The organism is Azonexus caeni (assembly GCF_048146105.1).
In the GTDB taxonomy this organism is placed as follows: Bacteria; Pseudomonadota; Gammaproteobacteria; order Burkholderiales; family Rhodocyclaceae; genus Azonexus; species Azonexus aromaticus_B.
The window spans coordinates 1-24,777 of the sequence record NZ_JBKJAD010000025.1; the positions used below are offsets into that span (position 1 = coordinate 1).

The following is a 24,777-nucleotide window of genomic DNA, read 5'->3' on the forward strand; positions in this document are numbered from 1 at the left end:
TCCCGAACAGGACCGTGAAACAGAATCGCGCCGATGATAGTGAGCACCTCGCTCGCGAAAGTAGGTCACCGCCAGGCTCCCATTCCAAAAGACCCCCCCTAGTTCTCTAGGCGGGGCCTTTTGCCGTCTACGCGTTGGCTCGGGCAGGGGCTAATATTCCAAAGCTTGTGAGAGAGAGCTGCTTGCTCTGTGTTAGAATTGCTGTCGGCGGGTCTCCCCGCATTGCAGGATGGTGAACCTGGTCAGGTCCGGAAGGAAGCAGCCACAGCCATTTACTGCAAGTGCCGGGGGTTAGGCTCGCCACTTTCATTTTTGCTTTGGTGTGGGGCGCATGAGTTACCAGGTTCTCGCGCGAAAGTGGCGGCCGCGCAATTTTTCGACGCTTGTTGGCCAGGAGCATGTTGTTCGCGCTCTGACTCATGCGCTGTCGCAGCAAAGACTCCATCACGCTTATCTCTTCACCGGAACCCGTGGTGTCGGTAAGACGACCCTGGCCAGGATCCTGGCGAAGTCGCTCAACTGCGAAACGGGTATCACCCCGACGCCTTGCGGGAGATGTTCCGCTTGTCTGGAAATCGATGCGGGGCGCTTTGTAGACTTGCTTGAGGTCGATGCGGCGACCAATACCCGCGTCGACGAGATGCGCCAGCTCCTGGAAAACGCAGTCTATGCACCGACCCGTGGCCGCTTCAAGGTTTATGTCATCGACGAAGTTCATATGTTGTCGACGTCGGCATTCAACGCGATGCTGAAAACCCTGGAGGAACCTCCGGAGCACGTGAAGTTCATACTGGCCACGACCGATCCGCAGAAAATTCCGGTCACCGTGCTTTCGCGTTGCCTGCAGTTCAATTTGAAGCAGATGCCGGCATTGGCGATTTCCTCGCATCTTGCGCAGATACTGCAGGCAGAGGGGATTCCGTTTGAGGCGTCGGCGCTCGCGCTGCTTGCCCGATCAGCGGCTGGCAGCATGCGGGACGCGCTTTCCCTGCTTGATCAGGCGATCGCGCATGGTGCTGGCAAGGTGGATGAGGCCCAGGTCCGGGCGATGCTGGGTAATGTCGATCAGGATTATCTGTTCTCGATCCTTGAAGTTCTGCGCGAGGGGGACGCTTCCGGCCTCATGCAGCAGGCTTCGTTGCTTGCAGTGAGGAGCTTGTCGTTTGCTGGCGCTCTGCAGGAACTGGCTGCGTTGCTGACCAGGATTCAGATCGTGCAGTGCGCGCCGACGACGCTGGATGAGGACGATCCCGATCGCCTTCGATTGTTGGCCCTGGCGGAGCAGCTATCACCCGAATACGTGCAATTGGCCTATCAAATCGTTAACGTCGGGCGAGCAGAGTTGGCCTTGGCGCCGGATGAGTACGCCGGGTTTGTAATGACGCTCTTGCGTTTGCATGTGTTTCGTCCGCGCAGCGTTTCCGATGTCGTCGCTGCGGCTCGTGCTAATCCATCGGCCCCACCCAGGCCTGCGGTCAGCGCGTCGCTATCGGTGAGAGAGCGTCCGGAGACCGATGTTCCGCGTACTCCGCCGCAGTCCGCGGTCTCGCACGCGGCGACGGATTGGCATGCACTCGTTGGCGAGTTGCCGTTATCCGGCTTGGCAAGGGAGCTTGCGTTGAATTGCGAGTTGCGTGAACTGGGCGAAGGACATTGCCTCCTGCGCTTGAGCAATTCGGCGGCGCATTTACAGATGAAGCCCTCGCCGGAGAAGCTGCAGCAGGCCCTGAGCAATCATTTTGCCCGGCCAATCGTGCTGAAGATCGAGTTGGGCGCGCCCAGCGCCGAAACGCCGGCTGCTACCGCTGGTCGTCAGCGTCAGGAGCGCCAGGAAAGCGCCGAGCTGGCGATCGAAAAAGATTTCTTTGTCCGGGACGCGATCGCTACGCTGGATGCGACGATCGTCGATTCTTCCATTAAACCTATTGATTGACGGAGTTCTCTAATGATCAAAGGCGGTTTGGGCGGTCTGATGAAACAGGCCCAGATGATGCAGGAAAACATGAAGAAGGCGCAGGAACAGCTTGCCCAGATTGAAGTCGAGGGGCAAGCCGGCGCTGGTGTGGTCAAGGTCACGATGACCTGTGCGCACGATGTCCGGCGTGTCAGTATCGATTCCTCGGTGATGGATGATCGCGAGATGCTCGAAGATCTCGTGGCGGCCGCGATCAACGATGCGGTGCGCAAGGGCGAGGCGCTTTCCCAGGAAAAGATGGCCGGTTTTACGGCCGGTCTCAACCTGCCGCCGGGAATCAAGTTGCCGTTCTGAGGTGAGCACCAACGGACTTGATGGGCTGATCGAAGCCCTGCGCTGTCTTCCCGGCATCGGGCCGAAATCCGCACAGCGTCTTGCCTATCACTTGATGCAACATGATCGTCCCGGGGCGGCTCGTCTCGGGGATGCGATCCAGCATGCCTTGGCCGCCATTCGTCACTGTCGGCGTTGCAACACGCTGACCGAGCTTGATGTCTGCGAGCGGTGTTCCAACCCGAAGCGCGACCAGGGGTTGCTGTGCGTCGTTGAAACGCCGGTCGACATGAACATGATGGAACAGACCCTGGCGTATCCAGGTTTGTACTACGTATTGATGGGCAGGATTTCGCCGCTCGACGGCCAGGGGGCTCGCCAGTTGCAGTTGGATCGCCTGCTTGCCAGGGCGTGCGATGGTCTGGTGAAGGAAGTGATTCTGGCAACCAACTACACCAATGAGGGTGAGGCGACGGCGCACTACATTACCGCGATGCTGAAGTCACGGGGGCTCAACGTGACCCGGATTGCGCGTGGCGTGCCTGTCGGCGGCGAACTGGAATTCGTCGATAGCGGCACGCTGGCCCAGGCCTTGCGCGAGCGCCGGGCTGTGGAAGGATAAGTGAAGTCTGACAGACGCTTTTATCAGGGGTTCCGTTGGCGTATAATTTAGCGTTTGTTTTTAAACCCATTCAATTCCTTTAGGGGTCAGCGTTATGAGCAATCAAGGAAAAGTGGACTGCGGACGGCGGCGGCTGATCGTCGCCACCGCAGCCGTCGGCGGGGTGGGCGCGGTCGGTGCGCTCGTTCCGTTCGTCTCCAGTTTGCTTCCGTCCGAACGCGCCAAGGCAGCAGGCGCACCGGTCGAAGTCGATATCGGTAAACTGGCAGAGGGTCAGATGATGACCGTCGAATGGCGCGGCAAGCCGGTCTGGATCATCAACCGGACCAAGGACATGCTGGCGACCCTGCCCAAACTGGACGACAAGGTGGCTGACCCGAAGTCTGAAGTGGCGTCCCAGCAGCCGGCATATGCCGCAAATCCGACGCGTTCGGTCAAGGAAAATCTCCTTGTGGTGATCGGCATTTGTACCCACCTGGGGTGCTCGCCGAGCTCCAAGTTCAAGGCCGGAGCTGAAGAGGGGATGACTGCGGACTGGCTCGGCGGCTTCCTGTGCCCCTGTCACGGCTCGACGTTCGATTTCGCCGGTCGTGTCTTCAAGGCGAAGCCTGCACCGACCAATCTCGAAATTCCGCCGCACGTGTATCTGACCGATACCCGTATCCTGATCGGCGAAGACAAGAAGGGGGCATGACATGGCTGGGGGAATTTACGAGAAGTACAAGTCCGATGGTTCGCTGGCCGGCAACGTGCTGGAATGGGTTGATGCGCGCTTCCCGGCAACCTCGATGTGGAAAGGGCATCTTTCCGAATACTATGCACCGAAGAATTTCAATTTCTGGTATTTCTTCGGCTCCTTGGCCCTGCTGGTTCTGGTCATCCAGATCGTCACCGGCATCTTCCTGGTCATGCACTACAAGCCGGATGCTGCGCTGAACGCTGCCGGCGTGCCGGTGGCCTTTGCCTCGGTCGAATACATCATGCGCGATGTGCCGGGCGGCTGGATCATCCGCTACATGCACTCGACGGGCGCTTCCGCGTTCTTCATCGTGGTTTATCTGCACATGTTCCGCGGCCTGATCTACGGTTCCTACCGCAAGCCGCGCGAGCTGACCTGGCTGTTCGGCGTCGGCATCTTCCTGGTGCTGATGGGCGAAGCCTTCTTCGGCTATCTGCTCCCCTGGGGCCAGATGTCGTACTGGGGCGCGCAGGTGATCGTCAACCTGTTCGGTGCCATCCCGGTGATCGGTAACGACCTGTCGATCATCATCCGCGGCGACTTCATCGTCGGCGATGCGACCCTGAACCGTTTCTTCTCCTTCCACGTGATTGCCTTCCCGCTCGTCCTGATCGGTCTGGTCGCGGCCCACATCCTGGCGCTGCACGAAACCGGCTCGAACAACCCGGACGGCATTGAGATCAAGGAAAAGAAGGACGAACACGGCATTCCGCTCGACGGCATTCCTTTCCATCCGTACTACACGGTCAAGGACATCGTCGGCGTCGTCGTCTTCCTGATGGTCTTCTCCGCCGTGATGTTCTTCGCACCGGAAGGTGGTGGTTACTTCCTGGAAACGCCGAACTTCTACCCGGCTGATCCGTTGAAGACGCCGCCGCATATCGCGCCGGTCTGGTACTTCACGCCTTACTACTCGATCCTGCGTGCCATGGTCTGGAACTTCTTCGGCCTCGACGCCAAGTTCTGGGGTGTGGTGGCGATGGGCGCTTCGGTTGTCGTCTTTGCCTTCCTGCCCTGGCTGGATCGCAGCCCGGTGCGTTCGATCCGCTACCGCGGTCCGATCACCAAGGCGATGGTCACCCTGTTCGTGATCTGCTTTTTCATCCTCGGTTACCTCGGCACCCTGTCGCCGTCGCCGATGGGCGAACTGGTGTCGCAGATTTGTATGGTCTTCTATTTCGCCTTCTTCCTCGGCATGCCGTGGTGGTCCCGGATGGACAAGTTCAAGCCGGTTCCCGAACGCGTCACGATGAAGTGAGAGGATGCATAACATGAAAAAATTTCTCATCGCATTGCTCTTCGCGCCGGTCATGGCTTTTGCTGCCGGTGCGGCGCTTCACCTCGACAAGTGGCCGGGTTCGGTCAGCGACAAGGCAGCGTTGCAGAATGGTGCCAAGCTGTTCGTCAATTACTGCTTGAGCTGCCATAGTGCGTCCTACATGCGCTACAAGAACCTGATGGACCTTGGTTTGACCGAAGCGCAAGTCAAGGATAACCTGATGTTCGCTGGCGAGAAGATTGGCGACCTGATGACGGTTGCCGCGCGCTATGACGAGCAGAAGAAGTGGTTCGGTGCAACGCCGCCGGATCTGACCATCGTTGCCCGCGCCCGTGGTGACGCAGGTGCGCCGAAGGCTGGTGCGGACTGGTTGTATACCTATCTGCGCACCTTCTATCGTGACGATGCCCGCCCGACCGGCTGGAACAACGTCGCTTTCGCCGCCGTTGGCATGCCGCACGTCCTCTGGGAGCTGCAAGGCACCCAGGTGATGAACCATGAAACGCACAAGCTCGAACTGGCCGTTCCCGGCAAGATGAGCCCGGCGGAATACGACAAGGCGGTTTCCGACCTGGTCGGCTTCATGGTCTGGATGGGCGAACCGCAACAGGAATACCGCCAGACGCTCGGCATCTTCGTGCTGCTTTTCCTGGCTGTTCTCTTCGTCGTTGCCTACGCGCTGAAGAAGGAATACTGGAAAGACATTCACTGATCCTTCCCGGATCTGCTGACGGCATCGTGGGTTTGACTTCGGTCGGCCCCCGGTGCCGAATCTCATTTGAGGGCTGTTAAACATGATGAACCTCTACTCGGGCACGACCTGCCCCTTCAGTCACCGTTGCCGCATCGTCCTTTACGAAAAGGGCATGGACTTTCAGGTCATCGACGTCGACCTGTTCTCCAAGGCCGACGAGATGGCCGCCATCAACCCGCACGGCCGGGTGCCGGTGCTCGCCGAACGCGACCTCGTGCTGTTCGAACCGAACATCATCAACGAGTACATCGACGAGCGCTTCCCGCATCCGCAACTGATGCCGGCCGACCCGATCATGCGCGCGCGCGCCCGCCAGCTATTGATCGGCATGGAGCGTGAAATCTTCTCGCACATGGAAATCATCGAGAAGAACGCCAAGGCGGCCGACAAGGCACGTCAGGAAATCAAGGCGCGCCTGACCGAAATCGTGCCCATCTTCAACAAGCAGAAGTTCATGCTCGGCGATGAATTCTCCATGCTCGACGTCGCCATCGCCCCTTTGCTGTGGCGTCTCGACCATTACGGCATCGACCTCGGCAAGGCCGCTGCGCCGCTGATGAAGTACGCCGAACGGATCTTCAGCCGCCAGGGTTTCATCGACGCGCTGACGCCGTCGGAAAAGGCGATGCGCAAGTAAGCGATGGAACTGCCGTCCACCAAGCCTTACCTGTTGCGCGCCATCTGGGAATGGTGCTGCGATAACGGCTTCACGCCCTACATCGCGGTCCAGGTCGATGGCCGCACGCTGGTTCCGCGCGAGTTCGTCAAGGACGGCCAGATCGTCCTGAATCTGGGCTCTGGTGCCACCAACAAACTGCAGATGGGCAATGAGTTGATCGAGTTCCAGGCCCGTTTCGGTGGCGTGGCGCGCGAGCTTTCGGTGCCGGTGGCCCAGGTCGCCGCCATCTACGCCCGCGAGAATGGCGCCGGCATGGCCTTCGAGGTCGGCGATGGCGAGGCTACTGCCGATGCGCCTGCAGCGGCACCGCCGGTGTTCGATGAGCCCCCCGAACCGCCGCCGGAAGGCGGGCGGCCGAAGCTGCAGCGCGTCAAATAGGAACGTTGCTACTCCAGCATGCACCAAAAGAGGGAAATTCACCCGGTGAATTTCCCTCTTTTTCGTCTATCTCATTGATTTTTAGGCTTGGCATGCGTGTTGCGTATAGGCTGATGAGTTCAATGTCATGCCTGAAAAAAGGGCAAGCCGCGTCACGCTGGCGTAGCGCTGAGCTTGTAGCACAGCCATGACGAACAAAGACCGCAACGGAGGAGACCGTGAGTTACGCACAATACATCAAGGAAATCGGACGCGGCGCCGAAGGCGCGCGGGACCTGACCCGGGAGGAAGCCTGCCGGGTCTATGCCGCGATGCTCGACGGCGGTGTCCCCGACCTGGAACTGGGTGCCATCCTGATCGCGCTGCGGGTCAAGGGTGAGTCGATCGAGGAGATGCTGGGATTCCTCGACGCCAGCGACCAGCGCATGCATCGCCTGGTGATGCCGCACGGCCGGGTCAGGCCGGTAGTCCTGCCCAGCTACAACGGCGCGCGCAAGGAGGCCAACCTGACGCCGCTGCTGGCGCTGCTGCTGCAGCGCTTCGGCGTGCCGGTACTGGTGCACGGCCTGCTCGAAGGCTTCGGGCGGGTGAGTACGGCGCAGATCTTCCGCGAACTCGGTCACCTGCCGGTGGGCTCGGTGCAGCAGGCGCAGCAGACGTTGAGCGCCGAAGGCCTGGTTTTCCTGCCGCTCAATGCCTTTTCGCCCGGCCTGCACAATCTGCTCGCGCTGCGTGGCCGGATGGGCGTGCGCAACAGCGCGCACAGCCTGGTCAAACTGATCAATCCTTTCGCCGGCGAGGCGGTGCTGGTTGCGCCGGCGACACACCCCGACTACATCGAACTGATGCGCGCGCTGCTCCTCGAACGTGGCCAGCGCGCCCTGCTGCTGCGCGGCACCGAAGGCGAACCCTATGCCAACCCGAAACGCCGGCCGCGCCTCGAACTGGTCAGTCGGGGGCAGGTCGATATCCTGTTTGAAGCCGAGCACGACAGCCTGCGCGGCCTGCCCAACCTGCCTGAAGCGATCGACGCGGCGAGCACCGCGCGCTGGATGCGGCGCGTTCTCGACAAGCAGCTACCGCTACCCAAGCCGCTGGCCAACCAGCTCGCCTGTCTGCTCTACGCCAGCGGTTACGCCGACGACCTCAACCAGGCCAAGGCCATTGTTGCGGTCGAGGCGACCGGCATGGCGATGGGTGGCAACTGAGTTTTCAAGGGCGTTCGCCGCCCGCCAGGCGGCGCTCGATGTCGTCGAGTACCGGTAGCAGGTCGGCAACCGTGTCGATCACGTAGTGCGCACCGGCCGCGGTGAATTGGGGCGCGATGCGGGTGCGCAGGGCAGCTCGTTTTGCCTCGTCGGCAGCTTCATATTCGGCCAGGGTCAGCCCGGCCGGGCTGCCGGAGAGCATCAGGCCGACCGTCCACATGCCGGCGTTGCGGCCTTCGGCGATGCCCGGCAGCGTGTCGTCGACCTTGACGCAGTGGGCGACCTTGCCGATCTTCAGGTCGAGCACGCATTGCAGCGCCATCCACGGACCGGGGCGGGCGCCGGCGGCGAGGTCGTCGGCGCAGACCGTGCAGTCGGGCGCGTAGCCGTTGGCGGCGGCAGCGACCATCAGTTTTTCCATGACCTGACGCGGGTAGCCGGTGGTCGAACCGATCTTCAGGCCGCGCGCACGCAAGGCGGCGACCGTCTCCAGGGTGCCGGGAATCAGCGCCGCGTGCTCGCCGACGCGTTCGACCTGCAGCGGCAGGAAGGTGCGGTAGAGGTGGTCGATGTCGTCGTGGTTCATCGGCCGCCCGAATTTTGCCCGCCAGCGGGCGTCGACCGCCGGATCGCGGCCGAGCGCCTCGATGTGCTGCCACTTGCCCAGACCCATCGGGCCGCGGGCTTCGGCCAGGCTCAGGTCGAAGTCGTAGGCGGCGCGGAAGGCGTCGACGAAAATCTGGGTCGGCGCGAAGGAGCCGAAATCGACCGTGGTCCCGGCCCAGTCGAAAATGACTGCTTCAAGTTGCTGTTGCATGGAGTGTCTCCGTAAGGTGGCGGCGGTTCAGCCGGAAGTTTTTCCGGCCCGCGCGGCGGCGCAGGCGGCGAGGAAGTCGGGGGCATAGGGGTCGAAATCGCCGCGCCGGCCCGGGGCGCTGGGCCGCGGATCGACGAAGGGCGCAGCGCCGCGGATCAGTTCGCCGATCAGGCGGCCGACGCCGCCGGCAAAGCTGATCCCCGAGCCGTTGCAGCCGCTGGCGACGTACAGGCCGGCGATCTTCGGCGCAGCGCCGACCACCAGTTGCCGGTCGGGCGTGTAGTTGCTCGGGCCGGTCAGGTAATGGGCGATGCCCAGCGTGTTCAGCGCCGGGAAATACGGCGCCAGCTCGTCGGCGCCTTCGGCGAGGTTGGCCCAGCCGTCGGCGTCGTCGGGGTCGAAGACGAAACCGGCGAGGTCGGCCGGCAGCGAGCGCGCGTCGGCAACCGCCGGCTGGCGCTCGCGGATGCCGAAGAGCAGTGCCCCGACCTCGGGCCGGGCGTAGGCACGGATCGCCGGTAGCAGGACGATGGCGCCGTCGCGCGGGAAGATCGGCGCCGGCTCGCTGATCCAGTACTGGCTGCGCACCGGCGCCATCGGCAGCGGCAGGCCGAGATTGACGCTGAGGCGGTTGGCCCAGGCGCCAGCGGCATTGACCACGATGCGGGCAACCCGCGTGCTGCCGTCGGCCAGCTCGACACCGCGCACTGTGCCGGTGTCGGCGACGATACCCGTCACTTCCGCGTTGGTGCAGCGCACGCCGCCCGCGATGGCAGCGCGCAGCAGGGCGGTGGCGAACAGATAGGGTTCGACGTAGCACTCGTCGGGGAAGAAGACCGCGTGGTCGAAGGACTCCGGCGCCAGCCAGGGGGCGCGGGCGAGCGCCTCGGCTTTGTCCAGCCAGCGGCTGGCGATGCCGTGCGTGGCGGCGCCGGCGGCACGCGCTTGCAGCGTTGCCAGATGGCTGGCCGGGGCGACGTGCAGCGCGCCGACCGTGCGCCGGCCGATGTCTTCGCCGAATTCGTGTTCGAGTTCGGTCATCGTGCGGAAGGTCTGCCGGGCCAGCGCGATCTGGCCGGGATCGTCGCGCACCATGGTCACCAGCGCCGCTGCCCGGCTGGTCGCGCCGGCCGCCGGCTGCAGGCGTTCGAGGACGAGGACGCGCTCGCCCAGCCCGTGGCGGGCGAGTTCGTAGGCGACGGCGGCGCCGAAGATGCCGCCGCCAATGATCAGGATGTCGCGGTCGACCGATGGATTTGCCATGTTTTCAGCCGTTGACCGTGACATTCATCGCACGCAGCGTGGCGCCGACGGCATCGACCACCTTGGCCATGTCCTGCGTCGTCAGCGCGCCGATGCAGCCGACGCGGAAGGTTTCAACTTCGGTTAGCTTGCCCGGGTAAAGGATGAAACCCTTGTCGCGTACCGCCGCGTAGAAGGCCTTGAAGTCGTAGTTCGGGCTGGCCGGCGCGTGGAAGGTGACGATGATCGGCGCCTGGTACTCGGGCACCAGGAAGGGCTCGAGGCCGAGCCCGGCCATGCCGTCGACCAGCGCCGCGCAGTTGGCGGCGTAGCGCGCCTGGCGGGCGGCCAGCCCGCCTTCCTCGGCGTACTGTGCGAGCGCTGCGTGCAGCGCGACGACGACGTGGGTCGGCGGCGTGAAGCGCCACTGCGTGGTCTTCTGCATGTAGATCCACTGGTCGTGCAAGTCCATCGCCAGCGAGTGGCAGTTGCCGGCGGCAGCTTCCAGCGCGCTGCGGCGGACGATGACGAAGCCCATCCCGGGCACGCCTTCCAGGCACTTGCCGGAAGCGGCAATCAGCGCCGCAATCGGCATCGTGCGCAGGTCGATGTCGAGAGCGGCGAAGGAACTCATCGCGTCGACGATCAGCTCGCGGCCCTGGCGAGCGACGGCGGCAGCGATCTCGGCGAGCGGGTTGAGGATGCCGGTGCCGGTTTCGCAATGGACCTGGGCGACATGGGTGATCGCCGGGTCGGCGGCGAGCGTCGCTTCGATCGCCGCCGGGTCGGCCGGCTGGTCTTCGGCGAAGCGCAGTTCGACGGCCTCGCGCCCGAGGTAGCCGAGGATTTTCAGGATGCGCGCGCAGTAGGCACCGTTATTCGGCACCAGCACCTTGCCCTGGCGCGGCACCAGGGTACCCAGCGCGGCCTCAACCGAGAAGGTGCCGGAGCCCTGCAGCGGCACGCAAACGTGGCTGTCCTCGCCGTGGGCGATGACCACCAGCTGCCGGCAGACGTCGGCGGTGATGCGGTTGAAGGCGGCATCCCAGGACCCCCAGTCGTGCAGCATCGCCTGTTTGGTGCGCAGCGAGGTGGTCAGGGGGCCGGGGGTGAGGAGTAGTGGGTCGCGGTCGACGGCGTACATGACGGGGTTTCTCCGGGAAATCAGCGTTGGCCCTGGCGCCAGGCCTGGTGGCGGCGGAAGAGCAGGTGGGTGACGAACGAATAGAGCAGGCTGATCGCCGCCGAGGTGAGGACGATCAGCGTCGCCATCGCCGCCGCCGGCCCGAGCTCGCCGGCCTCGTCGAGGTTGAGGATGGCGACCGAGGCCGGCAGCGTCGTCGGCGAATAGAGGAAGACCAGCGCCGACACCGTGGTCATCGCGTTGATGAACAGGTAGCGGGCGATTTCCAGCACCGCCGGCAGGCAGACCGGCAGCGTCACCCGCCACAGGGTGACGAAGGGCGAGACCTTGAGCGACGCGGAAACCGCCTCGAACTCGCGGTCGATGCCCTTGAGCGCGGTCAGTGCGGTCAGGTGGCAGGCGGTGTAGTAATGCACGATGTTGGCGATGACCATGATCGCCAGCGTCTGGTACAGCCCGTTCAGCGGGTTGTCCGGCGCATTGAAGAAGAGGATGTAGCCGATGCCGAGCACCAGCCCGGGCACCCCCATCGGCAGCGCGGCCAGCGCGCGGACCAGCGGCCGCAGCCCGGTCGGCCCGCCCTGGCCCTTTTCCAGCAGCCAGGCGGTGAAGAAGACGAAAGGCGTACCGAACAAGGCGGTCAGCCCGGCGATGCGCAGGCTGTTCAGCCAGGCGTCGAGGACGCCGGCTTCGGCCAGGCCGTAGATGTAGTGGTCGAGGCTCAGTTCGAGGTTGTATGGCCAGAAGCGGACCAGCGAGGTGTAGGCGGCCATGCCCAGGATGCCGAGCATCGCCGTCGCCAGCAGCAGGCAGTAGAAGAGCAGCGGCAGGTCGCGCCGCCAGTCGGGGCGTGGCCGGTAGGGCACGGCGCGGGCGCTCAGCCCGGCCTGCTGGCGGCGCTGTACCCACCAGTCGATGGCGAAGGCGAGCAGTACCGGCAGCAGCAGGAGCAGCGCGACGACGGCGCCGCGCCCGAAATTGTGCTGGCCGACGACCTGGACGTAGATTTCGACGGCGAGCACCGGGAAATTGCCGCCGATCACCTTGGGAATGCCGAACTCGCTGACCGAATAGGCGAAGACGACGAGCGCCGCGCTGATCAGCCCGTAGCGGGCACCGGGCAGCGTCACCGTGACGAACTTGCGCCAGCGCGACGCCGACAGCGCATCGGCCGCTTCGTAGAGTCGGCCGTCGGCGGTGGCCAGCGCGACGACGAGGATCATCAGGGCGTGCGGGAAGCTGGCGTAGACGGTGGCCATGACGATGCCCACCGGCCCGTAAACCGAAGTCTCGCCAAGCCAGGCCTTGAGTACGCCCTGGGTGCCGAACCACTGGATGAAAGCAATCGCGCCGACCAGCGACGGGCCGAGCAGCGCCGACAGGCCGACGATCCGCCACAGCCCGCGCAGCGGCAAGCAGGCGCGCTCGATCGCGTAGGCATAGACGAAGGCGAGCGGCACGGTGATCGCCGTCACCACGACGGCGACCCACAGCGTGTTCCAGACCGCTGTCGCCATCCCCGGTGTCGTCGCGAATTCGGCAAAACGGGCGAGGCTGAAGGCCCCGGCGTCGTCGCGCACGGCGCCGAGCAGCAGGGCGCCCAGCGGCAGCAGCAGGAAGATCGCCAGCGCCATGGCGGCGAGCAGCAGCAGCGGCCCGCCCAGGCGTTCGCTGACGGTGGCGCGGCGGCCCGGCGGCAGGGTGCTCAGACCGGCGACCTTCACGCCGCCTCCGGCAACGGGCGCAGGTGTTCGGCCGGGATGCCGACGCGCAGCGTCGCCCCCGGATGGATTTCGCGGCCACACAGGTAGTTGCTGGAAAACTGGGCGACCAGCGGACGGCCGTCGCCGGTCGGCGCCTGCAGCGTGACCAGCGAATAGGCACCGAGGAATTCGCACTTCAGGACGTGGGCGTAGAAGCTGTTTTCGCCCTGATCGAGCGTGCCGTGCAGGCGGATGTCCTCGGGCCGGACGTAGAAGCGCTGACGATGGCCTTCGGATGCGGGGCCGGCGCAGCGCAGCAGCAGATCGCCGACGCGGACGTGTTGCGGGCCGGCGCCGGTGGCGTCGAGCAGGTTGCCGCGGCCGATGAAGTCGGCGACGAAGTCGTTGCCCGGCGCGCGGTAGATTTCCTGCGGTCCGCCGACCTGCTGGATGCGGCCGCCGCGCATGACGACGATGCGGTCGGCCATGGCCAGCGCTTCTTCCTGGTCGTGGGTGACCATGATCGTCGTCACGCCGAGCCGGTCCTGCAAGGCGCGGATTTCCGAACGCAGGCGGACGCGTTCGATGGCGTCGAGCGCCGACAGCGGCTCGTCGAGCAGCAGCAGGTCGGGCGAGGTGGCCAGCGCACGGGCCAGCGCGACGCGCTGCTGCTGGCCGCCGGAGAGCTGCGCCGGGTATTTCGGCTGGCTACCGGGCAGGCCGACCAGTTCGAGCATTTCCTCGACCCGCTTGCGCACCAGCCGGCGGTCGGCGCGTCGGCTGTTCAGGCCGTAGGCGACGTTGTCGGCGACGCTGAGGTTGGGAAACAACGCGTAGGACTGGAAGACGATGCCATAGTCGCGCAGCGCCGGCGAGAGCTGCGAGATGTCGCGGCCGGCGTGTACGATGCGCCCTTCGTCCTGCCGTTCGAGACCGGCGATCGCCCGCAGCAGCGTGGTCTTGCCGCAGCCCGAAGGGCCAAGCAGGACGAGGAACTCGCCGCGCTCGACGGCCAGTTCGATGCCGTCGAGGGCGACGAAGGCGCCGTAGCGCTTGCTCAGTTGGGTGATTTCCAGGTGGGCCATGGGCGCCTCGCGGTCAACGGTGAAACCGCCCGCCAGGCGGCGGGCGGCGGGGGCGGGGAATTACTTCTTCGGTTCCGACTTGGTCGAATAGCGCTTCTGCCATTCGGCCAGGATGGCGTTGCGGTTCTTGGCCATCCACTGGAAGTCGTTTTTCACCAGGCGCTGCTCGTAGTCGTTGGGCACGTACTTCAGGCGGGTGGCGATGCCGGGCATGGCGACGACGGCGAAGTTCTTCGCGTACAACTCGTTGGCTTCGCGGGTGGTCGCCCAGTCGGCCAGCTTCCTCGCCGCCTCCAGCTTGGCCGTGCCGTTGACGATGGCGATCGCTTCCATATCCCAGCCCAGGCCTTCCTTGGGGAAGATGATGTCGATCGGCGCCCCCTTGCTGCGCACCACGTTGGCCCGGTATTCGAAGGCGATGCCGACCGGGAATTCACCGGCGCCGGCCATCACGCAGGGCTTGGAACCGGAATGGGTGTACACCGCGATGTTCTCGTGCAGCTTGTCCATGTAATCCCAGCCGCCCTTCTCGCCGAACATCTGCAGCCAGGCGGTGACGTCGAGGAAGCCGGTGCCCGACGAGTTCGGGTTGGGCATGACGATCTTGCCCTTGAACTCCGGCTTCAGCAGGTCCTTCCAGCTTTCGATGCGGGGCAGGCCCTGCTTCTGCATCTCGGCGACGTTGTAGCAGATCGCCGCGCCCCAGACGTCCATGCCGACCCAGGTCGGCGTCGCGCCGGCCGAGCGGAAGCGCGGGTTGAGCGCCTTCAGGTTGGCCGGGGCATACGGCTGCAGCATCTTCTCGCGGTCGAAAACGACCATGCTGGAAGCGGCGACGCCCATGATCACGTCGGCCACCGGCTTCGCCTTCTCGGCCAGCAGCTTGGCGGTGATGATGCCGGTCGAATCACGCGTCCACCTGATCTCGATGTCCGGATAGGCGTTGTTGAAGGATTGCTGGTAGGCCTTCAACTGGTCGGTTTCCAGCGCCGAGTACACGTTGAGGACGGTCTTCTCGGCGTGCGCCGGGACGATGGCGGCGAGCGCCAGGCCGGCGACGGCGAAGCTGCGGATGAGGTGCTTGAGTTGCATGCGGATTTCCTCCGGGGGATGGGATGACGGGGTTTCCGGGATGCCGGGCTGTCATCGAACTGACATCCCGGCGCATTAGACTGGCTTCCATCTTAGTGACGGTTTATTGCAGATTGTTGACAATCTACAAAGCAAGAATGAACTACAATCAAGTTTTCGATTACCGCCCGACGGCCATGTCCGATACCGCCTCCGCCCCTGTCGACAGCGTGCTCGCGCTGGTCCAGCGCAACTCCCTGACCCGCCTAGTGGGCGAGGCGCTGGAGAAGATGATCCTCGCCGGCGAACTGCCGCCGGGCAGCAAGCTCAACGAAATGGCGCTCGCCGAGCGTCTCGGCGTGTCACGCGGGCCGCTGCGCGAAGCCTTCCGCACGCTGGAAGAAAGCGGCCTGATCCGCCAGGAGAAGAACCGTGGTGCCTTCGTCCGCGAGATCGAGCTGGCCGAGGCCGCTGACATCTACGAGGTGCGCGCCGGCCTCGACGCCACCGCCGGGCGCCTGCTCGCCGAACGCGTGACGCCCGAGCAACTGGCCGTGCTGCGCGAGTTCGCCGCCGGCATGCAGCGGGCGGCGACAGCCAACGATGTCGATGCCTTCCACGCGCTCAACCTCGCCTTTCACGACCGCATCGTCGACATGACCGGCAACGCCGCGCTGGTCGACGTCTATCGCAGGCTGGTCAAGCAACTGGCCCTGTTCCGCCGGCGCAACCTGCTGGCACCGCGGGCGATCCCGCATTTCGCCGACGAGCACAGCGCAATCGTCGACCGCATCGCCGCCGGCGACGCTGCTGGCGCCGCCGAAGCGCTGCACGCGCACGCCCGCGGCGGCCGGGCGCGCATGCTGCGCGACGGCGAACTCGGCGAGGTCTCCGATGCCGCCTGAAGCCGACCGCAGCGAAGGCGACGTCAACCTCGGCGCCCGCCGCGCCGCCTGGCAGGATGCACATCTCGACGCGGCGACGCGCGAGTTGCTGACCGAGGACGCGCGCTGGTTCCTCCACCAGTCGATGTCCACGCCCTGCCTCAACGCGCTGGCCGGCGCCCAGGGCAGTTGGCTGACCGACCTCGGCGGCCGGCGCATCCTCGATTTCCACGGCAACAGCCTGCACCAGGTCGGCTACGGCCACCCGAAGGTGGTCTCGGCGATCCAGAAGACGCTGGCGACCTTGCCCTTTTCACCGCGCCGCTACGCCAACCGGCCGGCCGTCGAGCTGGCCCGCCGCCTCTGTGAAGCGGCGCCGATGCCGGGCGCGCGGCTGCTGTTCGCGCCGGGCGGCACGGCCGCCATCGGCATGGCGCTCAAGCTGGCGCGGCTGGCGACCGGCCGGTTCAAGACCCTGTCGATGTGGGACGCCTTCCACGGCGCTTCGCTCGACGCCATCTCGCTCGGCGGCGAGGCCGTCTTCCGCCGCGGCATCGGCCCGCTGCTGCCCGGCGCCGAGCATGTGCCGCCGCACGACCCGGGCAATTGCGTGTTCGGTTGCGGCGGCCGGTGCGCGCTGCGCTGCGTCGATTACATCGACTACTGTCTGGCCAAGGAAGGCGACGTTGCCGCCGTCGTCGTCGAAACCGTGCGCTGCACCGACGTCCAGGTGCCGCCCGCCGATTACTACCAGCGCCTGCGCCGTATCTGCGACCGCCACGGCGCGCTCTTGATCCTCGACGAGATTCCCATCGCCCTCGGCCGCACCGGCCACCTCTACGCCGTCGAGCGCTACGGCATCGAACCCGACATGATCGTCATCGGCAAGGGCCTGGGCGGCGGCGCCCTGCCGCTCGCCGCGCTGATCGCCCGCGCCGGGCTCAACGTCGGCCAGGACATCTCGCTCGGCCACTACACGCACGAGAAGAATCCGCTCGCCTGCACCGCCGGGCTGGCGACGCTCGACGTGATCGCCGAGGAAAACCTGCTCGAACGCAGCCGCACGCTGGGCGCCGCGGCGCTGGCGCAACTGCGCGCGGCGACCGCTGACCTGCCGGCGGTAGTCGAAGTGCGCGGCGCCGGCCTCTTGCTCGGCATCGAGCTGAACGACGCCGATCTCGCCGAGGCGGTGCTCTACCGCTGCCTGAGCCAAGGCCTGTCGTTCAAGGTCGGCCAGGGCAAGGTGCTGGTGCTGGCGCCGCCGCTCAACGTCGACGCCGCCGATCTCGACTGGGCGCTGGCCGGCGTGGTCGATGCCGTACGGGCGGAAAGCAGTGGCTGAAGGCGGCTTGCCGCTTCCCGTCCTGCTCGCCGTGCTGGCGGCGGCGCTGCTCCATGCCGGCTGGAACGCGCTGATCCGCGGCGCTGGCGACAAGGGGCTGTACACCGTGCTGCTGCACGCCAGCAGCGGCTTCCTGGCGATCTTCGCGCTGTTCTTCCTGGGCCTGCCGGCGCCGGCCAGCTGGCCCTACGTCGGCGCCTCGGCGCTGCTCCACACGCTGTACATCGCCTGGCTGATGCGTGCTTACGACGGCGGCCAGCTGGCGGTCAGCTACACGCTGATGCGCGGCCTGCCGCCCTTGCTGGTGGCGCTGGTCTCGGCACCGCTGCTCGGCGAGCCGCTGGGTAGCGCCGGCTGGCTGGGGATTGCGGCGATCTGCGGCGGCGTCCTCGGCATCGGTTTTGCCGGCGGGCTGACGCCGGGCCGGGCGCTTGCCCATCCGGCCAGCCGTGCCGCCGCGCTCAACGCGCTGGCGATTGCCGCCTACACCGTGGTCGATGGCATCGGCGCGCGTCAGTCCGGCAACCCGCTGGCCTACGCGTGCATGCTCTTCGTCTGCGAACCGCTGCTCATCCTGGTCTGGCAGTACCGCTTGCGCGGTCCGCTGCTGCTCGCCTACTGCCGCAGCCACTGGCGGCTCGGCCTGCTCGGCGCCGCCTGCTCGACCAGCGCCTACGCGACCATCCTGTGGGCGATGACGCAGGCGCCGGTGGCGATGGTCGCGGCGCTGCGCGAAAGTTCGGTGGTTTTTGCAGTGCTGATCGGCAGTCTGTGGTTCAAGGAAGGGCGGCTGCGCCCCGGGCTGCTCGCCGGCGCCGGCGTGGTCTTGGGCATTTTCCTGCTGCGCACCTGAACCTCGGGTGGCGCTGGCGGTCTGTGACGGGTAAGATGCCCTCAGCCTGCCTCAGGAAAGCCCATGTCCCAAGCCATCATCCTCTTCGCCCACGGCGCCCGCGATCCCGAGTGGGCTTCGCCGATGCGCCGGGTGCGCGCCGCCATCCTGGCCAATGCGCCGCAACTGGCGGTCGAACTCGCTTTCCTCGAATTCATGGCCCCCGACCTGCCGGCCTGCGTCGCCGAACTGGCCGGGCGCGGCGCGCGGCGCATCCTGATCCTGCCGATGTTCATCGCCCAGGGCGGGCACCTGAAACGCGAAGTCCCGGAAATCGTCGCCCATCTGCGCGCCACCTGGCCGGCGATCGAGTTTTCCCTGGGCCGGGCGATCGGCGAAGAGGAAAGCGTCGTCCAGGCGATGGCCGCCGCGGCGCTCAGTGCATCGACGGCAGCGGGTGCGTCCGCTTGAGGTGCTCGTAGGTTTCCATCAACTCGAGCACCCGCTGGTTGTCGCCGGCGGCCAGTGCCTGCTGCATGTTTTCGAGGATCATCGCGTGCAACTGGCAGACGCCTTCCGGCGTACCGAGCAGGACTTCGCTTAACTCCGCGGCAATCGCCAGCGGCAGGTGTTCGTGTTCGGCGATGGCTTCGATTTCGCCGCGATCAAGGTCGCAGTAATCGAGAACGTCTTGCATGGACAACATGGAATCTCCTCCTGGCAGAATCGGCGAACGCCTTTGGTTTCTGTCTGTCCGCCTTGTCATCGTTGTCGGTGGAGGACCGCTTCCTCCATTTATAGCAGCTTATCGCGGCCGGGCAAAGCCGTTCAGAAGGCCAGCGTTTCCGCTCCGTCCGCTGCCGCCTGGCGCAGGCGGCGCAGCAACGGGCGCAGGTCGAGCCGGGTCTGCTGGCGTAGCGTCTGGGCCCGGGTTTCCAGGTCGGCGAAAGAAACTTCCACCGCTTGCGCGGCGCGGCCGAACACGATGGTATTGCCGCTGGCGCACTCCGGCAGCAGCAGGATTTGCCCGGAAAACGCCTCGGCGATGCGCTCGACGCTACGCGCGAAGCCCTTCTCGCGCAGCAGGTTGACGCAGAACAGGCCGTCGTCGTTGAGGTGGCTGCGGCAGGCCTGGTAGAAACCCGGGGTGTCGAGCATGCCGGGGCGGCCGTCGGCGCCGAAGCCGTCGGAGAGGATGAGATCGAAGCGGCGTTTCGTGCTTTCCAGGTAGTCGGCGCCACAGGCGATCTCGACCTGCAGGCGCAGCGGGTCGTCGGGCAGGCGGAAGTACTGGCGGGCGACGAACTCGACCTGCGGGTTGATCTCGACGACGGTGATCCGGCAATCGGGGAAATTGCGGTACAGGAACTTCGCCAGCGAACCGGCGCCGAGGCCGATCAGCAGGACATTGCGCGGCCAGCGCGGGGCCTCGCGCAGGAGCAGTCCGGCCATCATGTCACGGGTGTATTCGAGCAACAGCGACCACGGCCGGGCGACGCGCATGGCACCCTGGATCCAGTCGGAGCCGAAATGCAGGCAGCGCACCCCATCCTCCTCGCTGATGTCGATGGCGTGGCGGGGCGGTGTCGGGCGGGATTTCATCGGGATGGCGGCGGAGGGGTGGCGCCCCCAGGTGGAATAGAATCAGGGGCTGAGATGGTTGCTGCACAATGGTTCCCGGCTGTTTGAAAACCGGATGTACCAACAAATGTACCAACAGAATTTTTTGCTGGCCCAAGATACCAGATTCGCCGGTTGTCTAGATAACTCGTTGATTTATTGGCCGAATGGCATTGAGTTGTCCGCGTTTGTCTATTAGAATCGCCCCTGTGCATCAAAAAGCGGTAGCGGATCAGGCGGACATGCAGGCCCCGAACCCGGATGCGCGTAATTCTGCGTGCCGGAGCAGAGTAGCGCTCCGGGACTGCCCCATTGGCCGGGAGGATCGCTGATCCCGGGGATGGACAAGCAGCCTGCCCCGTCGCCACAGCCTGGCAAGAGCCATTTCAGCGGACTTGAAATCCCCCGGTCCGTCCTCGCTTCGCCTGTGGGCGGACCAGTTCCGGAAGGAATTGAAAATGGCAACTACACAGCACCATGACGCCGAACTTCTGACCATCGTCGAGGCTTCCAGCTTTCTGCGGATCAGCCGCGCCAAGCTCTACCAACTGATCGGAGGCGGCGCCATTCGCGTCGTCCGCTTCGGCAAGCGATCTACCCGCGTTCCCCGTAGCGAGGTCGTCCGCTTCGCGTCGATCGGCATCCAGTGACGAGGACCGACCATGAACGACGCAAAGAAAAACGCCGCTCTGGCAGGAGCGGCGAAGGGAACTGTTGTTTCAGTAAATGGCAAAAGTGATAATAGCACAGGAGTTGATCGGCTGACCGTTCTTGAAACGGCCGGCAAGCCGCCGAATCGTCTTGTCTTTGCCAAAACACACAAGGCGGACGGGACAACCAAGCCTTACGACCACCCTAAGTCTGTCAAATTCAAGGTCAGGGAAGTGGCCGACCTGCTCTCCCTCGCAAAGCTGCTCAAAGAGTTGCGCGGCAACCCATACGCCTGCTTGATCGGCGGGGCGCCACTGGAAGACCGCGATGCCATGGAAGCAGCGCCAGTCGGGAAGCCGTTCGTCCTTCGATGCAAGAAGAATTTCGTTGATCAGCCGTTGCATACGCTAATGCTCGACATCGACGACTACCAGCCGGAAAACTACGATCCGCAAACCCATCCCGTGTTGTGCATCGTGGAATTCATCGAGAAGCACCTGCCGGAGGCTTTCCACAAGGCGAGTTTCATCTGGCACTTGTCGAACTCGGCGGGGCTCCCCGGCAAGGAGCACGTCCTCAAGGCTCACGTCTGGTTCTGGTCTCGGACGCCATACTCTTGCTCGCAGTACGATGCCTGGGCACTGGTTGCCGTGAATGGCTGCCGCCGGCAGAAACCTCTCGTTGTCGATACCTCGATCTATTCACAGGAACATGTCCGCTACACGGCAGACCCAGTTTTCGAGGAAGGGCGCCCTGATCCGATTGACCCGAAACTCCGTTTCGGCCTGTACCGGCACGAAGACGGTACGGACGTGGTCGACCTGGTGATCGGGGACGATGTCCTGGCCGCAGCTCAGGAAATCAAGAACCCGTTTGGCCGCCCCGGCGGCAGCGACGTAAAGCTCACCGACCCGAGCAGCAAGGAGGGGCTGATCGGCGCCTTCCATCGGGCGTTCGACGCGGAGCGCGTCCTGCTGGATTTCCTTGAGGGTGAGTTCGAGCAGGCCACGGAGCGCCGTTACACCTGGTTGAACTCCGACAGCGGCGCACCGGAGGGCGTTTGGGTTACCGATGACAGTATGCACGTCGGCGCCAGCCACAACAGTTGGCCCTTTGGTCCAGACAGGGTTGTTAATTTGTGGGACTTGGTCCGCGTCCTCAAATTTGGCCACCTCGACATCGCCGGGGAAGACGCCGACGACTTCGACCGGCTGAACATTGAGCAGATGCCCGTGGGGCGCCGGCCGTCGGACGCGGCGATGCGGCGCTGGGCGGAGGGGCTGCCGGAACTGAAAGCCGCGGTGGCTGAGGAGCGTAATCTCGCCCTGGTCAGCCACCGCGAGCGCCTGCGCGCGGCATCGACTGAGTCCGCCGTCCGGGAAGTCGTCTGCCGGGAAATCGCCGCCGACGCGGAGCTGACAGCGACGCAGCGGGAAGCGCTGGCGGGGGAAGTCCAGGCCGCGCTGCAGCGCCTTGTCGGGCACAAGCCGGCGATCCGGGAAGCCCGAGCTTTGATCAAGCCGACTCGGACTGAAATCGATCGGCCGCTCTGGTTTGAAAACTGGGTGTGGCTGGCCGAGGACGATTGCTTTTTCGACGTCGAGACGAAAATCAAATATTCAGAGCGCTCTTTCAATGCAAAGTACGACCGCGATATGTGGCCTTTCGCAAACGACAACGGGACCATCCCGTCCGCCTCAACCTTGTGCCTGCAGAGTTGGGGTATGCGTGTCGTCGATCGCGTTGCCTATGCCCCGCAGTGCGGTCTGTTTTTCGAGCTCGGCAGCGTTACCTATGTCAATTCGTACCGGCAAGACGCAGCCCCCGCGCTGCCGGAATCTCTTGACGAGGACCAGGCGGCGGCGATCCGCGCGGTAGAAGCGCACGCCGAGCTCCTGCTCCCCGACGAGCGCGAGCGCACCCTGTTCCTCGACTACCTGGCCTTCTGCGTTCAGAACCCCGGCGTCAAAATCCGCTGGGCACCGCTCCTGAAGGGCGTCGAGGGCGACGGGAAGTCCGTCTTCATCACGCTGATGCAGCACGTCATGGGCTACCAGAACGTGCGGGTCCTCGACAGCTCAACGCTGGAGAGCTCGGACTTCACCGCCTGGCGTGTCGGGCAGTGCTTCGTCGGCGTCGAGGAGATGAAGCTCCACGGGCACAACCGATACGACGTCTACAACAAGCTGAAGACCGCCCTCTCGAACGACTTTGTCGAGGTCCATTGCAAGGGCAAAGACCCGATCACGGTGCCGAACACATCGAACTTCCTCCTGCTGACCAACTTCGAGGACGGCGTGCCGGTCACCGACAACGACCGCCGGCTGATGATTCTCCGGTCTCCGTTCCTGTCGAAAGAAGATCTTGCAGCCGGGCTCGCCTCTCGCTACGGCCTGTCGACCGGGGCATACTTCGACCGCCTCTTCGACCAAGCCATCAAGCCGCATGCCGGCGCGCTGCGCAAGTGGCTGCTCGAACGCGAGCTGTCCGCCGAGTTCAACGCCAACGGCCGCGCGCCGCTCACCGAGGCCCGGGAGATCGCCGTTATCGTCGGCGCCGATGAAGACCCGATCGCCGAACTGCTTGCCGAAGGCGGCTTCGGCATCTACCCGAATTTGGTTTCGGTGCGTTGCCTGAACGACGAACTGGAAAGGCGCGGCCAATCTCGGGTGGTGTCGAAGCGGGCGAAGGCTGTATTGGCTGCGGCGGGATTCCAGCCACTGATCACAGACCGGAAAAACCAAACGCGATGGGCTGGAGCGATACACCCGTTTTTCTACCGCGGCGAACGCCCAGCCTGTGCAAGTTTCGAGGCTGACCGGCTGGAGAAACAGCGCCAAGACACACTGATCGAGGCCGAGTTTTCCGACTGAGGGCTGCTGTATCCAACCGCTGCTTTTTATGGATACGTCGGAATTCCTTGTGCCACAACGGATTCCGGCTTTTTATATCCTGTATCCGACTCGAACTACATCAGCCCTAGTAAACAAGTAAACACGTAATAGCAGGAGGACGCATGGGGAGGAGTGTTATTAATTTATCCCTCCCTGTTACTTTTCATTTAATAGATACATCGGATACAAGGATACAAAACAAGGGGAAACAAGGGCTGGAGGGCGTATCCAGTGCAGTATCTGATCCGTAGCTAGAAACGGGCAGCCGTGGAGCGCACCACACACCCCAAGGTTCTCCCAAGGTCCCGGCAAGGTTTCGGCAAGGTTCTCGGCGGACCAGGCGCCCAGCCCCTGAGCTGTTGGCGCCGATTGACAACGATTGGCTAATTGATCGAGCACCACGGGGCCAGCCAAAGCCTGTACGCCCCAGTCAATCCCACGCCGTCGCACTGCACACAACTTGCAAGGACACCCCTTTTGTCGCTGGTTGGCCAATCTTGGCGCGTATTGACCACTCAAGGAGCGCCACCGTGTTCGACAAACCCGTCCTTTTCAAGTTTTCCCAGCTCCCCAACGAAGCACACGTCGGCATCCGCGAAGTCGCGGCGGTCGTCGGCTGCGGGGTCACGACGATCCGGCGCCGCGTTGCTGAAGGGCGTTTCCCGGCACCGCACAACTTGGCATCCGCTCGCGCCGTCTGGAATGTCGGCGAGGTCCGCGCCTGGCTGGCTGAGCAAAAAGCGTGATGCGCTCACCCGTCAATGAGGCGCTGAAGCTGCTCGCCGACCACCCCGACCTGCCGCCATCCACCGCGGCGCGGGTCACCGGCGCAGACGACTGCCACGTATTTCAAGCGCTGCGCCGACGCGCCGGCCGCGAGGTCTGCCCGTGCTGCGGCCAGGTCGTTCGCAAAGGCTTTGCGCTTGATCGATCGAAATTGAAGGAGTAACCCCTATGTCATACGCAAGAGCTCTGCGCGAAGCAGAGCAGCAGGAAGCCCGGCTCAAAGCCGAGTACAGCCGAGCGCTGGCCAGCTTCACCGCTGAGCAGCTTCTCGAGGCCGAGAACGTCGCCCGGCTCAGTGCGCGACTGCATGAAGCCGAGGCGACGTTCTCGGCAAAGGTCGACGGCGAGGCGGCTATCGCAACCCACCCTGGGCATGCCGCGCTTGCCGGGCTCCAGGAGCAACTCGACCTCATTGCTGCGGCGATTCCCGAAGCGGAGGCGGAGGCTGTCGCATCGGGTGATTTCAGTATGCGGCGGGCGCTCAAGCTCGCCCACGACTGGCGCGAAGGCAACGCCCGCGCTGAGGCACTTCGCCGCGGTCTGGAGAGCTTCGCAACAAAGCAGCGGGCACAGATGCCGCCGGAAAGCGAGGACGAGCTCCAGCAGGCGCTGCATCGCGCCCAGCGCCGGTTTATGGATGCCTGCGCGGCCGAGCGCGTCCGTCTGGCTTGCCTCGCCAATCCGGAGTTTCTCAGATTCACGCCGGGCGCCGGGGGCAGCATCAAAAACCTATAGCGCTGCACAAAGTGTGCGGTTGCAAGGGCACCCCTGATTGCAGCGGTTGGGCACGATTGGTGCA

The 24,777-nt window shown here is 64.6% G+C and carries 26 protein-coding genes and 1 other RNA gene; 19 read left to right on the forward strand and 8 right to left on the reverse strand.

Annotated elements, in window-relative coordinates:
* The first annotated feature begins 206 nt into the window (after positions 1-206).
* The 10 genes from ffs to ybiB all read left to right on the forward strand — a co-directional run bounded on the left by ffs (position 207) and on the right by ybiB (position 7,907).
* Positions 207-305, forward strand: an RNA gene (gene ffs / locus ACLIIZ_RS18080) — signal recognition particle sRNA small type.
* A 26-nt stretch (positions 306-331) separates the two neighbouring features.
* Positions 332-1,933: a DNA polymerase III subunit gamma/tau gene (gene dnaX, locus ACLIIZ_RS18085; protein ID WP_416694398.1), complete on the forward strand. Its 1,602-nt coding sequence runs from the start codon at positions 332-334 to the stop codon at positions 1,931-1,933.
* 12 nt (positions 1,934-1,945) lie between these two features.
* Positions 1,946-2,269: a YbaB/EbfC family nucleoid-associated protein gene (locus tag ACLIIZ_RS18090; protein ID WP_465221450.1), complete on the forward strand. Its 324-nt coding sequence runs from the start codon at positions 1,946-1,948 to the stop codon at positions 2,267-2,269.
* Between the two features lies 1 nt (position 2,270).
* Positions 2,271-2,870, forward strand: a complete 600-nt coding sequence (recR, locus tag ACLIIZ_RS18095; RefSeq protein WP_416694400.1) for a recombination mediator RecR — start codon at positions 2,271-2,273, stop codon at positions 2,868-2,870.
* Positions 2,871-2,964: 94 nt separating this feature from the next.
* On the forward strand, positions 2,965-3,564 hold the full coding sequence (gene petA / locus ACLIIZ_RS18100) for a ubiquinol-cytochrome c reductase iron-sulfur subunit (RefSeq protein WP_416694402.1): 600 nt from the start codon (positions 2,965-2,967) through the stop codon (positions 3,562-3,564).
* 1 nt (position 3,565) lies between these two features.
* Positions 3,566-4,867 carry a cytochrome b gene (locus ACLIIZ_RS18105; RefSeq protein WP_416694404.1) on the forward strand — a complete coding sequence of 434 codons (1,302 nt, stop codon included), beginning with the start codon at positions 3,566-3,568 and terminating at the stop codon, positions 4,865-4,867.
* Between the two features lie 13 nt (positions 4,868-4,880).
* A complete protein-coding gene (locus ACLIIZ_RS18110; RefSeq protein WP_416694406.1) occupies positions 4,881-5,600 on the forward strand; it encodes a cytochrome c1 in 720 nt (239 codons plus the stop codon).
* Between the two features lie 82 nt (positions 5,601-5,682).
* Complete coding sequence (locus ACLIIZ_RS18115; protein ID WP_416694408.1) at positions 5,683-6,279, forward strand: glutathione S-transferase N-terminal domain-containing protein; 597 nt, start codon at positions 5,683-5,685, stop codon at positions 6,277-6,279.
* 3 nt (positions 6,280-6,282) lie between these two features.
* Positions 6,283-6,699 (forward strand): ClpXP protease specificity-enhancing factor, encoded by a 417-nt coding sequence (locus ACLIIZ_RS18120; RefSeq protein ID WP_416694410.1) that lies wholly within the window; start codon positions 6,283-6,285, stop codon positions 6,697-6,699.
* A 218-nt stretch (positions 6,700-6,917) separates the two neighbouring features.
* Positions 6,918-7,907 (forward strand): DNA-binding protein YbiB, encoded by a 990-nt coding sequence (ybiB, locus tag ACLIIZ_RS18125; protein ID WP_416694412.1) that lies wholly within the window; start codon positions 6,918-6,920, stop codon positions 7,905-7,907.
* Between the two features lie 4 nt (positions 7,908-7,911).
* On the opposite strand, the gene phnX is transcribed toward ybiB, so the two are convergent.
* Genes phnX through ACLIIZ_RS18155 form a run of 6 tightly spaced genes read right to left on the reverse strand, consistent with a single transcriptional unit; the run spans position 7,912 to position 14,990 of the window.
* Positions 7,912-8,724 carry a phosphonoacetaldehyde hydrolase gene (phnX, locus tag ACLIIZ_RS18130; protein ID WP_416694414.1) on the reverse strand — a complete coding sequence of 271 codons (813 nt, stop codon included), beginning with the start codon at positions 8,722-8,724 and terminating at the stop codon, positions 7,912-7,914.
* A gap of 27 nt (positions 8,725-8,751) precedes the next feature.
* Positions 8,752-9,987 (reverse strand): NAD(P)/FAD-dependent oxidoreductase, encoded by a 1,236-nt coding sequence (locus tag ACLIIZ_RS18135; RefSeq protein WP_416694416.1) that lies wholly within the window; start codon positions 9,985-9,987, stop codon positions 8,752-8,754.
* Positions 9,988-9,991: 4 nt separating this feature from the next.
* Positions 9,992-11,110 (reverse strand): 2-aminoethylphosphonate--pyruvate transaminase, encoded by a 1,119-nt coding sequence (locus ACLIIZ_RS18140; RefSeq protein ID WP_416694418.1) that lies wholly within the window; start codon positions 11,108-11,110, stop codon positions 9,992-9,994.
* A 20-nt stretch (positions 11,111-11,130) separates the two neighbouring features.
* Positions 11,131-12,834, reverse strand: a complete 1,704-nt coding sequence (locus ACLIIZ_RS18145) for a putative 2-aminoethylphosphonate ABC transporter permease subunit (RefSeq protein WP_416694420.1) — start codon at positions 12,832-12,834, stop codon at positions 11,131-11,133.
* On the reverse strand, positions 12,831-13,898 hold the full coding sequence (locus ACLIIZ_RS18150) for a putative 2-aminoethylphosphonate ABC transporter ATP-binding protein (RefSeq protein WP_416694422.1): 1,068 nt from the start codon (positions 13,896-13,898) through the stop codon (positions 12,831-12,833). Before ACLIIZ_RS18150 ends, ACLIIZ_RS18145 begins: the two co-directional genes overlap by 4 nt.
* Positions 13,899-13,958: 60 nt before the next feature.
* Positions 13,959-14,990: a putative 2-aminoethylphosphonate ABC transporter substrate-binding protein gene (locus ACLIIZ_RS18155; protein WP_416694424.1), complete on the reverse strand. Its 1,032-nt coding sequence runs from the start codon at positions 14,988-14,990 to the stop codon at positions 13,959-13,961.
* Between the two features lie 137 nt (positions 14,991-15,127).
* On the opposite strand from ACLIIZ_RS18155, the gene ACLIIZ_RS18160 reads away from it, so the two are divergent.
* The 4 genes from ACLIIZ_RS18160 to ACLIIZ_RS18175 all read left to right on the forward strand — a co-directional run bounded on the left by ACLIIZ_RS18160 (position 15,128) and on the right by ACLIIZ_RS18175 (position 18,498).
* Positions 15,128-15,874 carry a phosphonate utilization associated transcriptional regulator gene (locus tag ACLIIZ_RS18160; RefSeq protein ID WP_416694426.1) on the forward strand — a complete coding sequence of 249 codons (747 nt, stop codon included), beginning with the start codon at positions 15,128-15,130 and terminating at the stop codon, positions 15,872-15,874.
* Positions 15,864-17,195, forward strand: a complete 1,332-nt coding sequence (gene pbfA, locus ACLIIZ_RS18165; RefSeq protein WP_416694428.1) for a (R)-1-hydroxy-2-aminoethylphosphonate ammonia-lyase — start codon at positions 15,864-15,866, stop codon at positions 17,193-17,195. Before ACLIIZ_RS18160 ends, pbfA begins: the two co-directional genes overlap by 11 nt.
* A gap of 7 nt (positions 17,196-17,202) precedes the next feature.
* Complete coding sequence (locus ACLIIZ_RS18170) at positions 17,203-18,048, forward strand: EamA family transporter (RefSeq protein WP_416694430.1); 846 nt, start codon at positions 17,203-17,205, stop codon at positions 18,046-18,048.
* A 63-nt stretch (positions 18,049-18,111) separates the two neighbouring features.
* Positions 18,112-18,498, forward strand: a complete 387-nt coding sequence (locus ACLIIZ_RS18175) for a sirohydrochlorin chelatase (protein ID WP_416694432.1) — start codon at positions 18,112-18,114, stop codon at positions 18,496-18,498.
* Here the strand turns inward: ACLIIZ_RS18175 and ACLIIZ_RS18180 are convergent.
* Both ACLIIZ_RS18180 and ACLIIZ_RS18185 read right to left on the reverse strand, forming a co-directional pair.
* Complete coding sequence (locus ACLIIZ_RS18180; protein WP_416694434.1) at positions 18,464-18,733, reverse strand: hypothetical protein; 270 nt, start codon at positions 18,731-18,733, stop codon at positions 18,464-18,466. The two genes, ACLIIZ_RS18175 and ACLIIZ_RS18180, sit on opposite strands and share 35 nt — an antisense overlap.
* Positions 18,734-18,855: 122 nt before the next feature.
* Positions 18,856-19,629, reverse strand: coding sequence for a fused MFS/spermidine synthase (locus ACLIIZ_RS18185; RefSeq protein WP_416694437.1), 774 nt, complete (start codon positions 19,627-19,629; stop codon positions 18,856-18,858).
* Positions 19,630-20,105: 476 nt separating this feature from the next.
* On the opposite strand from ACLIIZ_RS18185, the gene ACLIIZ_RS18190 reads away from it, so the two are divergent.
* The 5 genes from ACLIIZ_RS18190 to ACLIIZ_RS18210 all read left to right on the forward strand — a co-directional run bounded on the left by ACLIIZ_RS18190 (position 20,106) and on the right by ACLIIZ_RS18210 (position 24,713).
* Entirely contained in the window at positions 20,106-20,297 is a 192-nt protein-coding gene (locus tag ACLIIZ_RS18190) for a helix-turn-helix domain-containing protein (protein WP_416694439.1), read from the forward strand.
* Positions 20,298-20,309: 12 nt separating this feature from the next.
* Complete coding sequence (locus ACLIIZ_RS18195) at positions 20,310-23,171, forward strand: DUF5906 domain-containing protein (RefSeq protein WP_416694441.1); 2,862 nt, start codon at positions 20,310-20,312, stop codon at positions 23,169-23,171.
* 551 nt (positions 23,172-23,722) lie between these two features.
* Positions 23,723-23,938 (forward strand): helix-turn-helix transcriptional regulator, encoded by a 216-nt coding sequence (locus tag ACLIIZ_RS18200; protein ID WP_416694443.1) that lies wholly within the window; start codon positions 23,723-23,725, stop codon positions 23,936-23,938.
* The gene (locus tag ACLIIZ_RS18205; protein WP_416694446.1) at positions 23,938-24,141 is read left to right on the forward strand and encodes a hypothetical protein; all 204 of its coding nucleotides are present in this window, start codon (positions 23,938-23,940) and stop codon (positions 24,139-24,141) included. The genes ACLIIZ_RS18200 and ACLIIZ_RS18205 overlap by 1 nt, the downstream gene beginning before the upstream one ends.
* 5 nt (positions 24,142-24,146) lie before the next feature.
* On the forward strand, positions 24,147-24,713 hold the full coding sequence (locus tag ACLIIZ_RS18210; RefSeq protein WP_416694449.1) for a hypothetical protein: 567 nt from the start codon (positions 24,147-24,149) through the stop codon (positions 24,711-24,713).
* Positions 24,714-24,777 lie beyond the last annotated feature (64 nt).

Excerpts from the sequence above, each read along its gene's own strand:
- ACLIIZ_RS18105 (WP_416694404.1), top strand. The coding sequence starts at position 3,566 with ATGGCTGGGGGAATTTACGAGAAGTACAAGTCCGATGGTTCGCTGGCC.
- petA (WP_416694402.1), top strand. The coding sequence starts at position 2,965 with ATGAGCAATCAAGGAAAAGTGGACTGCGGACGGCGGCGGCTGATCGTC.
- ACLIIZ_RS18110 (WP_416694406.1), top strand. The coding sequence starts at position 4,881 with ATGAAAAAATTTCTCATCGCATTGCTCTTCGCGCCGGTCATGGCTTTT.
- ACLIIZ_RS18150 (WP_416694422.1), bottom strand. The coding sequence starts at position 13,898 with ATGGCCCACCTGGAAATCACCCAACTGAGCAAGCGCTACGGCGCCTTC.
- ACLIIZ_RS18185 (WP_416694437.1), bottom strand. The coding sequence starts at position 19,629 with ATGAAATCCCGCCCGACACCGCCCCGCCACGCCATCGACATCAGCGAG.
- ACLIIZ_RS18180 (WP_416694434.1), bottom strand. The coding sequence starts at position 18,733 with ATGTTGTCCATGCAAGACGTTCTCGATTACTGCGACCTTGATCGCGGC.
- ACLIIZ_RS18195 (WP_416694441.1), top strand. The coding sequence starts at position 20,310 with ATGAACGACGCAAAGAAAAACGCCGCTCTGGCAGGAGCGGCGAAGGGA.
- ACLIIZ_RS18135 (WP_416694416.1), bottom strand. The coding sequence starts at position 9,987 with ATGGCAAATCCATCGGTCGACCGCGACATCCTGATCATTGGCGGCGGC.
- ACLIIZ_RS18205 (WP_416694446.1), top strand. The coding sequence starts at position 23,938 with ATGCGCTCACCCGTCAATGAGGCGCTGAAGCTGCTCGCCGACCACCCC.
- phnX (WP_416694414.1), bottom strand. The coding sequence starts at position 8,724 with ATGCAACAGCAACTTGAAGCAGTCATTTTCGACTGGGCCGGGACCACG.
- ACLIIZ_RS18160 (WP_416694426.1), top strand. The coding sequence starts at position 15,128 with ATGAACTACAATCAAGTTTTCGATTACCGCCCGACGGCCATGTCCGAT.
- ACLIIZ_RS18155 (WP_416694424.1), bottom strand. The coding sequence starts at position 14,990 with ATGCAACTCAAGCACCTCATCCGCAGCTTCGCCGTCGCCGGCCTGGCG.
- ACLIIZ_RS18210 (WP_416694449.1), top strand. The coding sequence starts at position 24,147 with ATGTCATACGCAAGAGCTCTGCGCGAAGCAGAGCAGCAGGAAGCCCGG.
- ACLIIZ_RS18090 (WP_465221450.1), top strand. The coding sequence starts at position 1,946 with ATGATCAAAGGCGGTTTGGGCGGTCTGATGAAACAGGCCCAGATGATG.
- ACLIIZ_RS18115 (WP_416694408.1), top strand. The coding sequence starts at position 5,683 with ATGATGAACCTCTACTCGGGCACGACCTGCCCCTTCAGTCACCGTTGC.
- ACLIIZ_RS18190 (WP_416694439.1), top strand. The coding sequence starts at position 20,106 with ATGGCAACTACACAGCACCATGACGCCGAACTTCTGACCATCGTCGAG.
- dnaX (WP_416694398.1), top strand. The coding sequence starts at position 332 with ATGAGTTACCAGGTTCTCGCGCGAAAGTGGCGGCCGCGCAATTTTTCG.
- pbfA (WP_416694428.1), top strand. The coding sequence starts at position 15,864 with ATGCCGCCTGAAGCCGACCGCAGCGAAGGCGACGTCAACCTCGGCGCC.
- ACLIIZ_RS18175 (WP_416694432.1), top strand. The coding sequence starts at position 18,112 with ATGTCCCAAGCCATCATCCTCTTCGCCCACGGCGCCCGCGATCCCGAG.
- ACLIIZ_RS18140 (WP_416694418.1), bottom strand. The coding sequence starts at position 11,110 with ATGTACGCCGTCGACCGCGACCCACTACTCCTCACCCCCGGCCCCCTG.
- ACLIIZ_RS18120 (WP_416694410.1), top strand. The coding sequence starts at position 6,283 with ATGGAACTGCCGTCCACCAAGCCTTACCTGTTGCGCGCCATCTGGGAA.